This is a genomic window from Bacillus sp. PPSBB_11, assembly GCF_038023285.1.
GTDB lineage: Bacteria > Bacillota > Bacilli > Bacillales > Bacillaceae > Bacillus > Bacillus altitudinis.
This window is the reverse complement of the sequence record NZ_CP150633.1, coordinates 1,292,136-1,305,815: the sequence shown is the minus strand read 5'-3', so window position 1 is coordinate 1,305,815 and position 13,680 is coordinate 1,292,136. Positions and strand designations below refer to the sequence as shown.

Genomic DNA, 13,680 nt, shown 5'->3' with positions numbered 1-13,680 from the left:
AGTGACACTTATACTACAACAATTTAAGGAAAAAAAATCAAGTGATTCTGGAGGTAAGACTATCGTGGAAGAAAAAAGCGATCAAGTTAAGGCAGAAGAATTCGCAGAGAAGATGAAGCCAAAAATTGAAGAACGCCTACATAAAGAAGATATTCACAATTTTATTAAAACTATTACATTTAAAAAGAATGTATCTATAAGCCCTATGGGTTATATCACAGTTGATGGATATATAAATAATGATGCAGAAAAATATCACTTTTCTGCCTCATTAATATACAAAACTAACGAAATCGGTTCGATGAGTCATTCCCCTGATTTATCAGATCGTTTTATAGACTGGGATGAATATAAAGATGAACCTAAAGTGAAAGAAAATTTTTTGAATAGTCTCTCTAAAAAAGAACGTGAACAGTATCTCAAGGATATTGGAGAAAAAGAGTAAAAAACATCCGTTATCAGTTTGTTCCCTATAAATGATGACTAAAGTAATATGCTATTAATCAATAAAAACACTTTCATTTAAAGGAGAGATTTCATCCATGGCAAATAAAAAGAAATTGATCTTGGATGTAGACACTGGAATTGATGATGCGATTGGTATTTTGCTTGCAGTGAAAAGTAAGCGGTTTGATATGTTGGGGATCACAACGGTGTGCGGGAATGTGTCTGTTGAAGCGGCGACGTTGAATACGTTTAAAGTGCTTGAGCTGGTTGAGGCAGAGGAAATCCCTGTCATCAAAGGTGCAGTAACGCCTCTTTTGAGAGCCCCTCATTATGAACATCGGGTGCATGGGGAGGATGGAATTGGCGGCGCTTTAAAGGACGCCCGGCCTAAGAAGACCGCAGATGAAGGTTTTGCGTCTGATTTTATCATTGACCAAGTGCTGAAGTATTCGAAGCAGGTTACGCTCGTGTTGACAGGGCCGTTAACGAATTTAGCCCTTGCGGTAAAAAAATGCCCTGAGCTGATTCATCATGTGAAAGAAGTCATTTTTATGGGGGGTGTCGTGCAGGGACAGGGAAATGTCACACCGGTTGCGGAATTTAATACATATGCAGATCCAGAAGCGACGAAATTGGTGCTGGAGGCTGGTTTCCCTTCACTGACTCAAGTAGGGCTGGATGTCACGAGACAGGTCTTGTTAACGGATGAGAGAATTGATGCCATTCAAAATGAAACGTTAGCCAGTTATATCAGAGAGAGCACAAGCATTTACCGCCAGCGCTATTTTGAGCGGAATGGGGTGTGGGCATGTGCCATGCATGATCCGCTTGCTGTAAGTCTTGCAATTGATAAACAACTTGTGAATACACAGGCTTTTCATGTAGAAGTGGAGACGAAAAGTGAGTTCTGCGATGGTCAAATGATATGTGATTTTCAGCACCAATGGGGAAAAGATCGCAATCTTCAAGTGTGTATGGATGTAGATGCTGAAGGGTTTTTTGATTTAATGATCAAAGTCTTGAATTCTTAAAAAAGAAGTCTGTGCAAACAGGCTTCTTTTTTATAAGATGGGAACATGAGGAAATGTATGCGCTCACATGAATGAGGAAGGAGTGAAGTCAATTGGCTTCTGTCAGTTTAAGTAGTATGGATAAGATAAGGGCAGCAAGCAGAGGATTGCCGCCAAAACTGAAAGCAATTGCTGAGCACATTACAAGTGAGCCCCGCGACATCATCCATTTGTCGATTGTCGAGCTTGCCAAAAAGACAGCGAGCTCAGAGGCAACGATTTTTCGTCTTTGTAAAAGGCTTGGATTTGAGGGGTATCAAGATTTGAAGATTGCTATTGCCCAGGAAATAGACCAAACGAAGCCTGATTATGTAGATGAAGAGATGAGTCTTGACGATGATACTGCCGTTTTTATGCAAAAGGTATTTCAGGCGAACATCACTGCATTAAAGGATAGTTTTCAATTGTTGAATCCAGAAGATGTAGAAAAAGCCGTACAATTAATCCATGAAGCAGAGCGCTTAGAGTTTTATGGCAGCGGTGGGTCTGGCCTCATCGCCACAGATGCTTTTCACAAATTTATGAGAACAGGCATCAACTGTATTGTTCATACAGATTCTCACTTTCAAGCGATGTCGGCAGGTCTGCTTGATCAAAAGAGCACAGTGCTTGGTATATCTCATTCTGGTCGAAATAAGGATTTGCTGGATGCGATGAAAACAGCCAAGGAAAAAGGAGCGAAAACCATAGGCATTACAAGCTATCAGCGTTCTCCATTGAGTCAGCTTGCAGATGTCACGCTGTATACATCAACGCAAGAAACGGCTTTCCGAACGGAAGCGATGTCTGCTAGGCTTGCCCAGCTTACTGTGATTGATGTGCTATATTTTGCGCTTGCACATTTAAGGCAGCAGGAAACATTAACAAACTTAAAGCAAATGAGAGAAACCATTTCTCAAAAAAGAGTGTAATGGTTTCAAAAATAAATTTTTCTATTAGTGAAAAATGCTGTTGTGGTAACGATTCTAAGGTTTTAAATGAAAATTATTTTCTTTTTGATCGTTGAATGTCGAAAAAAATATTCCTATAATGGGATTTATCAGGTACACCAGCACCACGACACTTTATTTCAAATCAATGATTGGGCGTGATACAGATGAAGGGAAACCAGGCGGTAATTGGTTTGGATATTGGAACAACAAGTACAAAGGCGGTTCTATTTGGACCACAGGGGAAAGTCATATCAAAACATTCTGTTCCTTATGACCTCATTCACCCCCAGCCAGCATGGGTTGAGCAGAACCCTGAACATATTTTAGATGCTGTGATTGCGAGTGTAAGAGGCGCCTTGACGAAAGCAGCATTTGATGCAAAAAACCTCATAGGTGTGGGAATTAGTACGGCGATGCATTCCTTAATCGTCATGGATGAGAATGGAAAAACATTAACAAACAGTATCATTTGGGCTGATAACAGAAGTGCAGAACAAGCGAAACGAATCATAACGGACTTAGATGGCTTTCAAATTTATAAAAGAACCGGAACACCGATCCATCCAATGTCACCGCTTTCAAAAATACGATGGATCAAGGAAATGACACCTGACGTCTTCAATCAGGCAGCAAAATTCATTTCCATCAAAGAGTATGTTCTTTATCATTTCTTTGGTCAGTATGTGGTCGATTATTCAATCGCATCAGCAACAGGACTGTTCCGATTGGAAACGCTTCAATGGGACGAGGAGGCACTACGCATTGCAGGAATTCAGGTGAATCAGCTGTCTGAACTTGTTCCAACGACGCATCAGCTGCGTGGTCTTCAGCCAGAAATTGCGCTGCGAATGGGCATTGAAGAAGATACACCATTTGTTGTGGGTGCAAATGACGGTGTATTAGCGAATCTTGGTGTTGGTGCGATTGGCAAAGGTGAGGTAGCAGTCACGATTGGGACAAGTGGTGCAGTACGTACAGTCGTAGATCAGCCAATTACAGATGAGCAATCAAGAACATTTTGCTATGCATTGACGGACAAGCATTGGGTCGTCGGAGGACCGACCAATAACGGCGGAATTATGCTGAGATGGCTCAAGGATGAATTTGGGTCTTCCGAGGTGGAGGTAGCAAAGCGTCTAGGTGTAGACCCTTACGATCTAATGATTGATATTGCAGAAAAGGTTCCAGCTGGCTCAGAAGGGCTGCTGTTTCTACCATTTTTAACAGGTGAGCGTGCACCTTATTGGAATCCAAACGCAAGAGGCACGTTCTTCGGGATCAGTCTTCAGCATAAGCGCGAGCACTTTATTAGAGCCGTGTTAGAAGGCGTCATTATGAGTGTTTTCTCGATCGGTGTGGCACTAAGAGATTTAACAGGTCCAGCGAAGGATGTCAGGGCTTCTGGTGGATTTGCGAGATCCCCTCTATGGCGACAGATTTTGGCCGATACGATGGGCAGAGAAGTGCTCGTACCAGAAAGCTACGAGGCTTCCGCACTTGGGGCGGCTGTCCTTGCACTTCATAGTTTAGGTCATATGGAAGAGATAGAAGAGGTGCAGGAATGGATTCGTATTTCTGTCCGCCATGAACCAAATATGAAGAACAACGAAACATACATAGAGCTATTTTATTTATATGAGCGTCTCTATGACAAACTGAAGGATGAATTTGATGTCATTAGTGCGTTGCAATTAAAACAAAATCGTTAAACATCGGGGAAAAGGTGGGAGAACATGCTTTTATTCATTGTGATTGCGGCGATTGTCCTTTTACTCATTCTCATTACAGTCGCTAAGTTGAATCCGTTTGTGAGTTTGATCATTACCTCTATGCTAGTAGGCTTTGCTACAGGAATGGATTTACAGGAAATCATTCAATCGATTAAAACGGGATTAGGGAACACGTTATCGTTACTCGCGATAGTGCTAGCGCTTGGGACCATGCTTGGGAAAATGATGGCTGAGTCAGGGGGCGCTGAGCGGATCGCTCAAACACTCATCAGTCGTTTTGGGACGAAGAATGTGCATTGGGCGATGATGTTTGTAGCCTTTATCGTGGGGATACCTGTCTTTTTCCAGGTCGGATTTGTTCTTCTCATTCCCTTACTCTTTACCATTGCGATTGAAACGGGCATTTCGCTCGTGACGATTGGGATTTCATTAATCGCAGGCTTGTCTGTTGTGCATGGGCTAGTCCCGCCTCACCCAGCTGCCATGGCAGCAGTAGGCATCTATCATGCCAACGTGGGGAAAACGATTTTCTTTTCAATCATCGTCGGTTTGCCAACAGCTATTATTGCTGGACCGTTGTATGGTAAGTGGATTGGAAAGCGAATACATAAACCAGTTCCAGAGCTGCTCAGAAAGCAATTCACGGAACGACATGCTGATCGAAAGCTTCCTGGTTTTGCGAATACGATGTTTACCATTTTGGTGCCGGTCATTCTTATGTTGCTTGCCACGTTGGCGGACATTATTTTGCCAGAGGATAGTATGTGGTATCAGATGTTTAAGTACATTGGAGATCCCATAACAGCTTTATTGATTGCGACAGTGTATTCTTTCTTTAGTCTTGGCTTTATACAAGGGATGAGCCGTGACCGAGTGCTGTCATTCAGTAACGATTGTTTGGGACCGATCGCTTCCATTCTGCTTGTGATTGGTGCAGGCGGAGCGTTCAATAATGTACTGATCGATTCAGGCGTTGGGGATTATATTGCTGATTTAGCCAAACACTCCCCAATCTCACCGATTTTACTTAGCTGGCTGATTGCTGCGGTTATTCGTGTGGCAACAGGATCAGCTACAGTATCCATGATGACAGCAGCCGGAATTGTAGCCCCAATCGCTGCATCCATGCCGGATGTGAGCAGAGAGCTGCTTGTTTTAGCAACAGGAGCGGGTTCACTGATTTTGTCTCATGTCAATGACTCTGGTTTTTGGCTGATCAAAGAGTATTTTGGTATGACCATTAAAGAGACGTTCTTGACTTGGACGGCTATGGAGACCATCATTTCCGTTAGCGCCATTGCATTTATTATGATCATTAATATGTTTATATAACGGGACAACAGCTCAATCCTTCGGAATTGGGCTGTTTTAGCTTGTTGTTATGCCGCTTTTGACAATTTAGGATAAAATAATGATATTGAGCTATGGGAGGCGGACATGATCGAACCTTTAAAACATGTATATAATGAACCATTTATTCAACATTTAGCAGAAAAACTTGCGCAAGCGTCAACTGTATTTGATGCTGATCACTTTCAGCAGCTCGTGTTTCAAGAGGATTGGGAGCAGCTCGAGTTGAAAGGACGAATGAGAAGAGTAACTGAATCGATGCACGCCTGTCTGCCTGAGGATTATGAGAAGGCAATCGATGTACTGCGTCAGACAGCACCGCATTTTACAGGGCTCAGTGCGCTTGTATTTCCAGACTACGTCGAGACATATGGTGTTGACCATTGGGATATCTCGATCAAAGCACTTGAATTCTTTACACCGTTTTCCACTGCTGAATTTGCCGTTCGACCTTTTCTCATTCGAGATCAAGAGAAAATGCTGGCGCAGATGCTTGTGTGGTCACAGGATCAAAATGAACATATTCGCCGTCTCGCTAGTGAAGGATGCAGGCCTCGTTTGCCGTGGGGATTATCCGTCCCTGCGCTGAAAAAGGACCCTTCTGTCACGCTGCCCATTTTAGAAAATTTGAAGTCAGATTCGGCCAAGTATGTGCAAAAAAGTGTAGCGAATCATTTAAATGATATTTCTGCAATTCAGCCAGACCTCATGAAGCAAATGGTCAAAAGCTGGTATGGAACCAATGAACATACAAACTGGATTGTCAAACATGCATCCCGTACGTTATTGAAAAAAGGCGATCCAGATATCATGGCTTTATTTGGCTATGGAGATGATCCGTCTATCCAAGTAACGGATTTGAAGGTGACGCAAGACCCCGTTCGTATTGGAGAGAAGCTGACCTTTCATTTTATTCTTCAGGCAGATAAGCCATTAAAGCTGCGCGTAGAGTATGCCGTTGATTACGTGAAAGCTCGTGGTACACGCAATCAAAAGGTATTTAAAATCACAGAATTTGAAACAGGATCGGCGCTGCATAGAGAATTTGTCCGGTCACAGTCGTTTCAAAATATGACAACGAGAAAGCACTATGAGGGCATTCATACATTAACCATCATCATCAACGGCATCCCAAAAGCGTCTGTTGATTTCGAAGTCGCAGCAGCTGCTCATGAAAAAACCCGCCATTGAGGCGGGCTTTGCTTGCGTTTCTAAGCTTTCTTTTTCATTAAGAATGAAGCAATGATGGCGGCTGCTAAGAAACCGATACTGATAATCGAGCTAGGTAAGTTCTCTGGTCTGAATAGGAACAGAACAAAACTGACACTGAGTACAAGACCAGCAAATAAAGTGAAATACGGAAATAACCAAACTTTGAAATACGGCTCCTGTGGATATCTTGGACGCAGTTTCAAATGAGCCAGACAGATGCTGATCCAAATAAGAGAAACCGCAAAACCAGGGATAGCCAGCATATAGCTGAAAATTTGATCTGGGTACAAGTAAGCAAAGAATGTTCCGATTAAAAGAAACAGAACGGTCACCCATAAACTTAAAATAGGTACACCTCTTTTGTTGACCTGTGCCAGCTTTTTTGGACCGCCGTCTGATTTAGATAGAGAATGAATCATTCTCGTCGTACCGTAAATACCAGAGTTGGCGGCAGATAGAACAGCTGTAATTAAGACGAAATTAATGAAGTGAGAGGCACCCTGCATGCCAGCTGCTGAAAAGACTTGGACAAAAGGACTGTTATTCGGATCGATTTGATTCCAAGGAATGAGTCCGCAAATAATCAAAATCGGCAGTGTGTAAAACAAGATGATGCGCCACATCATACTTTTGACAACACCAGGTAACACCTTTTCTGCATCCTTTGTTTCTGTAATGGTCAGCCCGATCAATTCAGAGCCTCCATACGAGAAGATCACTACTAATAATGAGGCAAAGACAGCACCCCATCCGTTCGGGACAAAGTTTTGGTAATTGGTGAGAACAGGCGTGCTTTGTTCGCTCGGAATGATTCCAAATAATAATGCAGCACCGAGAATAATAAACACAATAATAACGAAAATCTTCATTCCAGCGAACCAAAACTCAATTTCACCAAAGTATTTTACATTATTTAAATTAATTCCGATGACTAAGAGCGAGCAAAGTAAACATAAAGACCATAATGGTACGTTTGGCATCCAATATTGAAGCAAACTCCCCGCTGCAATGATTTCAATGACACATACAGTGAGCCACATAAAACAGTAAACCCATCCGACAACAAATGAAAAACGTTGACCAAGCGCAATCTGTATGAGGTCGCGAAGGTTATTCCCCGGGTAGACGATGGCCATTTCAGCTAAAGCCGCCATGACAATGAGAAGAAGCAATCCAGCAAATACATAGGAAAAGATAACTCCAGGACCTGCTAAGCCGATTGTATCGGCACTTCCTTTAAAGATTCCTGTACCAATGACCCCGCCCATCGCAATCATGCGAATATGACGCGGCGATAAAAGCTTTTTTAATTCGTGTTGTTCCTGATTCGCGCTCATGACGTTCTCCTTTTTTAAAATGCTTATGTTCCATTTTCTTTTTTCGAGCGGTCAGTGTCAATATAAAAAAAGAGATTTTTCAGACAAAATAGGCGGTTGATTCTATCAAATGAGCCGTTTTCTTCCATAAATCTTTTCCATGACCCATCCCCAAAATCTGAAACTTCGTGAAAAAATGAACTTTTGCCTTCATTCTGACATAAACAATTTTCAGTTTTTGTCGATATATCTTTTGTATTACTAAAGTCCTAATAAAGAATTGTTTATAACTGTAAAATATTTCAAAAACGTACGAAAGAATGAAAGGAGTTATTGAAGATGTTTATGAGAAAAGCAAGTGATTCATCGTCGGAGGCCCTTCTAAGTGAAAGCAGTCAATTAGTTGAACGAATAGAGAAGGGAGATTTTTCAGCCAGAATTGATACTGCTGCATTCTCTTCTAGTCAAACAATAGAAGCAGTGGCTCAAATAAATGAAGCGTTGCAAAAGATGCAAGAAGCGCAAGAAGATATTCATATGCGTATGAATTTAGTGACAAAAGCCATTCAAGTGGGTCTATGGGATATGACGGTTGTAGCAGGAGATCCTGTGAATCCAAAAAACGAATTCACATGGACGGATGATTTCCGCAGAATGCTAGGTTTCCAAAATGAAAACGATTTTCCGAATGTCTTAGACAGCTGGGCATCTCGAATTCATCCAGATGAGCAGGAATACACCTTGAATGCATTCTCTACGCATTTATTGGATCATTCTGGCCGTACACCGTATGATATCGAGTATCGTCTGAAGTTGAAAAATGGCGATTATCGCTGGTTCAAAGCAACTGGAACGACGATTCGAGATCGAAATGGGGTACCTCTTCGTGTGGCAGGGGCTCTTTTTGATATTCATGATCAGAAATTGAAAGAAGAAGAGCTGCAAGCATTCGTGACAAGATATGACTTGATCAACCGTGCGCTTGTGGAAGCGCCTTGGGATATGGTTGTAGAGGCTGGCGATCCTGTCAATCCAAACAATGAATTCTGGTGGTCTCCACAGTTTAGAAAAACGCTTGGTTTTACAGATGAAAAGGATTTCCCGAACGTGTTGAGCAGCTGGAGTGATCGTTTGCATCCTGAAGATAAAGAATCGGCTCTCCAAGCTTTTGCGGATCACTTAAATGACCATTCTGGCCGCACACCATTTGACATTGATTATAGATTGCAGAGTAAAAATGGCGAGTATCGCTGGTATCATGCGGGCGGTGAAACCATTCGTGATGAGAAGGGTGTCCCTTTACGTGTCGCAGGAACGATTCGTGATATTACGTTAGAAAAAAATAAAGAAAAAACAGCGAATGAAATGGCTTCTCAAGTAGAGCAGCTTTCAAGTTCTATTAGTGAAATGGTATCTGGCATCAGTTCTGTGACAAACCAAGCACAAGAGCTTGCTGTCGCTCAAGAGCAGTCAACGTCTGCTGCTAATCTGGCGAAAAACAGTGCAGATGAGACGAAGAACATTTCAGACTTAATCAAAGAAGTGGCAAACCAAACGAATCTGCTTGGTTTGAATGCCGCGATTGAAGCAGCAAGAGCAGGCGAGCAGGGACGCGGTTTCTCAGTCGTTGCCGATGAAGTGCGTAAGCTAGCGCTTCATAGTGCCAATGCGACAGAAAATATCGAATCTAGTTTAACTGAAATGAAAACACAAATCGATCAAATTCTTGAAAATATCTCCAATATGACAGCTCTTACGCAAACACAGGCTGCTTTAACAGAGCAAGTGAACGCTTCAGTTGATGAAGTGAATCATATGTCTCAGCGTCTGGTGGCATATTCAAAGAGTATCTAATGTCAAAAAACCGCCTTTTCATCAGAAGGCGGTTTTTTTATTTAAGCATGATCCGCTGGGAAAACAATACCGGCGTCTTTCCTAGCGGCTTCAAGAACCTTCATGACAGAAAGACTGTCATCAAGCCATTCATAACACTTTTCGACATTTCCTGTTTCAATGATATGCTGAAATGCTTCCGCTTCATAAAACAGGCGGTTTGAATTGGTTTGTGCATTGAGTGAAGTGACTTGGTCTCCTATATGCAGCAACACTTCCTCACAGCCATTCGCACCATTTTTCACATGCAGGAACCCTTTTTCCCCTTGAATCAAAGCGAAATTCATACTGCTTGTATCTTTGCTGCCAACACTTGTGGCGATGAAATCATTGTAAGTAAAAGTTAAAACACCAGATGTGTCGATGCCGTTTGGATGGCGGTTGGCCTGGTAACGAATGTCTTTCGGTGAACCAAATAGATTCATAATGAAATGAACATTGTAAATGTTAATATCCATGAGGGCACCGCCAGAAAACTCTGGGTTAAAGACATTCGGCGTTTCCCCGGCGAGCAGCTGATTATATTTACTTGAATATTGACTATAGTTGCATTGAACGAGTTTGATTCTGCCTAATTGATGAAGGTGTTTTTTGATTAAATGATAGTTGGGCATATGAACGGTCGTAATGGCTTCAAATAGGAAGAGCTGCTTTTCCTTTGCGAGAGCGATTAAGGCTTCTAGCTCTTTCACATTAGAGGTAAAAGGCTTTTCGCAAATCACATGTTTTCCGTGTTTCAATGCAGCCGTGGCATGCTCGCTATGTAAACGATTGGGTGATGCGATATATACCGCTTCTATGTGGGGATCTTCTAACATAGCGGTTAAATCCGTATAAGTCGTTTGCACCCCAAATTGATCTGCGAGTTTCTTTGCCGTAGCTTCCTTCCTTGAATAGACAGCGTGGCAAGAAGCACCTTCAAGCTGTTCAATTGCCTGGAGGAAACCTTCCACAATCACACCTGTTCCAATGGTTGCTATTCTCATTCTATTCATAACCCCTTCCATACGATTGATGTCACGTCAAGCTGTCTCTAGTATACCTGATGTTTTCATACAACGTGTACTTAACAGCTAGGCGCAGAGGGGTGCCAGTAAAAAATACCGGCACATCTTTGGCAGTCTCTACAATTAACTAATGTTAGCTAATGTTTGTTTCGTTAACAGTTGAATGGCCGCCTTCCTCTTTTTTAACTCTTGAATGGATTTTTGAATATCTTCTACTTTTTGTTCGAGCAGCTGTTCCGCTTCTGTTTTCGACTGTTTCTCGAATAGTGACGTGATAATTTCTCGAATTTCTTTGAGTGAAAAATCTAGCTTTCTTGCTTCAGTGATAAAGGATAGCATGAGTACATATTTTTTATCATATAAACGATAGCCGTTATGTGCTCTCTTAGGCTCGGGGAGCACACCCTCATTTTCATAAAAACGAATGGTTTCAATATGTACACCAGACATTTTTGACAATTTGCCTCTCGTAAATGTAATCATTCCCTGCACCTCCTTTCTTTGCTATCCATCATACAATTAGATTTGCTAGTTTCAAAATATTCTCCGATGAACATTTGTTCCTTTTCATACTGTTAAAATGACAGGTCTGTCCTATTCACAGCGGATTTCATAGAATAGGTTATAATAGATGAGGATGAAGTGATTTTTTGTTACAGATATGAACAAGTAGACAGTGTGAGAAAAAAACGATAGGCTAAAATAGGTACATAGTATGATGAACAGCATGTGATCATGTAGATGATCACTCAAAATAGTGACAGCATGTTTTGCTGAGAAAAGGGGAGCAGTGAATGTATAAATTAGTCGCAATTGATATGGATGGTACGTTATTAAATGATCAGCATATGGTGCCGGATGAGGTGTTTGAAGCCATTCAACAGGCGAAGGCAGAAGGCGTTAAAATTGTTTTATGTACAGGCCGGCCGATTGGCGGGGTGCATCGCTATTTAAAAGAGCTGCAGCTTGATCAAGAGGGGGATTATGTCATCGCCTATAATGGAGCGCTTGTACAAAACAGCCATACAAATGAAGTCGTATCAGAATTAACTTTATCCTATGATGATTTGACTTCTTTATATGAACTGAGCCGTCAGCTGGATACACCTATGCATTATTTCGATTCAGCTCATCTATACACACCAAATCGGGATATTAGTGAATACACGGTACTTGAATCGTACTTAACGAAATTGCCGCTCAAGTATTTACCTGTCGAAGAGGCAGACCCATCCATGAGACTTCCGAAGATGATGTATATTGATCAGCCGGAACGTTTGGAAAAGACGATACAAGCCATTCCATCTGAAGTGAAGGATCAGTACATGATGGTAAAAAGCACAGATTTCTTCCTAGAAATTCTTCATCCTGATGTGAGCAAAGGGAATGCTGTGAAGCTTCTAGCGCATGAACTGGGGATTTCTCGTGAAGAAGTGATGGCGATTGGTGACAATGGGAACGACGTGTCGATGCTAGAATTTGCGGGCTGTGGCGTTGCGATGGGAAATGCCATTGAAGATGTCAAAGCAGTTGCGGATGTTGTGACAAAATCCAATAACGAAGCAGGAGTAGCACATGTTCTGCATGAGCGAGTCATCGGAAAATAAAGAAAGAGCGGTCTACCAATGAGGTAGCCGCTTTTTTATATGTGTGAGAAAAAGTAAACGAGCATACGTCTGCTGTTCAAATTTGTTTTTTCGAGCATCGCCTTTACATGATCATGCACCGTATGAGGCGAGATAAATAACGTACTGGCAATTTCCTTTGTGGATTGTCCTTTTATTAAGCAGTCAAGGACGTTCATTTCTCTTTCTGTCAGCCGATATGTTTTCGCTATATAAGGAAGGATGTCACTTGTTTGAGCTCGTTTAATATGAATCATGACAGCCTCTTCCTGCCCGGCTGCTTGTGCTAAACGAAATGCTTGAAGAGAGAGAAAACGCCCTGTCGGCATTCTGGTGATGCTGACCGCTGTTTGGTCACCGCCGCCATATAAAAGCTTAGCACCTAATGCTCTAAACGGACGGGGCATGATGGCACCGTCATGAATTTGCTCAAAGGTTTGGAAGGTGTGGAGCCAATGAAGACCGGTTTCATTTCCATAAAGAAGATGGTAATCGTGTGAAAGAATGAGGAAGCCTTGGTGTTCCGCCGTTTCATCTTCTTCCGTTTCTCTTCTTTTAAAAAGTTCATCTCTCAGCTTGGCTGCGAGTGCTGGTGTTTGGCGACTAACCGCTTGTATATCTTGTTCATGAAAAGGTTCCTTCTCCTTTTTCCGATAAAGGCTGGCGATTCCCCAGCATTCACCTTGAATCACAAGGGCTGCCCGCAATTCATCTGCCCATCCGTTAGGCAACAAAATGTGCTGGTATCGACCACTATTGAGGTATTCTCCGCTTTGGACGAGACTGGCAACGTGGACAGGACCTTTCGCTAGATCTTCATGCTGGTGCACATCTTTTTTTAAATATTCATTTTGAAACAGCTCGTTATGTATGGCTTCAATCGGTTCATCTGTAAAAGAACCCGTCGAGAGGAGAGTAGCTGGATCAATAGTTGTGATACAGGCAGCATCAAAATCACAGATAGCAGCAAGTTCATCTCGAATGCTTTTTCTCAGCTGCTGAAAATGAGCGGCTGGATTGTTCATTTGATCTCCTCCTCAATATCCCTACTTTTAGGGATCGTTTTTTCTCATCTATCTTCTTACAATGAAGATAACA

General features: G+C 42.1%; 12 protein-coding genes. 8 read left to right on the top strand and 4 right to left on the bottom strand.

Annotated elements, in window-relative coordinates:
• The first annotated feature begins 1 nt into the window (after window position 1).
• The 6 genes from V7L95_RS06610 to V7L95_RS06585 all read left to right on the top strand — a co-directional run bounded on the left by V7L95_RS06610 (window position 2) and on the right by V7L95_RS06585 (window position 6,720).
• On the top strand, window positions 2-445 hold the full coding sequence (locus V7L95_RS06610) for a DUF1433 domain-containing protein (protein ID WP_340968561.1): 444 nt from the start codon (window positions 2-4) through the stop codon (window positions 443-445).
• A gap of 97 nt (window positions 446-542) precedes the next feature.
• Complete coding sequence (locus tag V7L95_RS06605) at window positions 543-1,478, top strand: nucleoside hydrolase (RefSeq protein WP_025208254.1); 936 nt, start codon at window positions 543-545, stop codon at window positions 1,476-1,478.
• A gap of 116 nt (window positions 1,479-1,594) precedes the next feature.
• Window positions 1,595-2,428: a MurR/RpiR family transcriptional regulator gene (locus V7L95_RS06600; RefSeq protein WP_034646848.1), complete on the top strand. Its 834-nt coding sequence runs from the start codon at window positions 1,595-1,597 to the stop codon at window positions 2,426-2,428.
• A gap of 185 nt (window positions 2,429-2,613) precedes the next feature.
• Window positions 2,614-4,158: a gluconokinase gene (gene gntK / locus V7L95_RS06595; protein ID WP_340968559.1), complete on the top strand. Its 1,545-nt coding sequence runs from the start codon at window positions 2,614-2,616 to the stop codon at window positions 4,156-4,158.
• A gap of 24 nt (window positions 4,159-4,182) precedes the next feature.
• The gene (locus V7L95_RS06590) at window positions 4,183-5,511 is read left to right on the top strand and encodes a GntP family permease (RefSeq protein ID WP_008347326.1); all 1,329 of its coding nucleotides are present in this window, start codon (window positions 4,183-4,185) and stop codon (window positions 5,509-5,511) included.
• Window positions 5,512-5,616: 105 nt separating this feature from the next.
• The gene (locus V7L95_RS06585; RefSeq protein ID WP_035389999.1) at window positions 5,617-6,720 is read left to right on the top strand and encodes a DNA alkylation repair protein; all 1,104 of its coding nucleotides are present in this window, start codon (window positions 5,617-5,619) and stop codon (window positions 6,718-6,720) included.
• Window positions 6,721-6,740: 20 nt separating this feature from the next.
• Here V7L95_RS06585 and V7L95_RS06580 read toward each other — a convergent pair whose 3' ends face one another.
• Window positions 6,741-8,078, bottom strand: coding sequence for an amino acid permease (locus V7L95_RS06580; RefSeq protein ID WP_007498042.1), 1,338 nt, complete (start codon window positions 8,076-8,078; stop codon window positions 6,741-6,743).
• 318 nt (window positions 8,079-8,396) lie between these two features.
• Between V7L95_RS06580 and V7L95_RS06575 the strand changes: the two genes are divergently transcribed.
• A complete protein-coding gene (locus V7L95_RS06575) occupies window positions 8,397-9,911 on the top strand; it encodes a PAS domain-containing protein (protein WP_017358622.1) in 1,515 nt (504 codons plus the stop codon).
• 41 nt (window positions 9,912-9,952) lie between these two features.
• Here the strand turns inward: V7L95_RS06575 and V7L95_RS06570 are convergent, their stop codons facing one another.
• Window positions 9,953-10,936: a Gfo/Idh/MocA family oxidoreductase gene (locus V7L95_RS06570; protein WP_008345742.1), complete on the bottom strand. Its 984-nt coding sequence runs from the start codon at window positions 10,934-10,936 to the stop codon at window positions 9,953-9,955.
• Window positions 10,937-11,080: 144 nt separating this feature from the next.
• Window positions 11,081-11,440: a MerR family transcriptional regulator gene (locus V7L95_RS06565; protein ID WP_007498034.1), complete on the bottom strand. Its 360-nt coding sequence runs from the start codon at window positions 11,438-11,440 to the stop codon at window positions 11,081-11,083.
• 311 nt (window positions 11,441-11,751) lie between these two features.
• On the opposite strand from V7L95_RS06565, the gene yidA reads away from it, so the two are divergent.
• Window positions 11,752-12,564, top strand: coding sequence for a sugar-phosphatase (gene yidA / locus V7L95_RS06560; RefSeq protein ID WP_008345739.1), 813 nt, complete (start codon window positions 11,752-11,754; stop codon window positions 12,562-12,564).
• A 35-nt stretch (window positions 12,565-12,599) separates the two neighbouring features.
• On the opposite strand, the gene V7L95_RS06555 is transcribed toward yidA, so the two are convergent.
• Window positions 12,600-13,607, bottom strand: coding sequence for a LuxR C-terminal-related transcriptional regulator (locus V7L95_RS06555; protein WP_017358624.1), 1,008 nt, complete (start codon window positions 13,605-13,607; stop codon window positions 12,600-12,602).
• Between the last annotated feature and the right edge of the window lie 73 nt (window positions 13,608-13,680).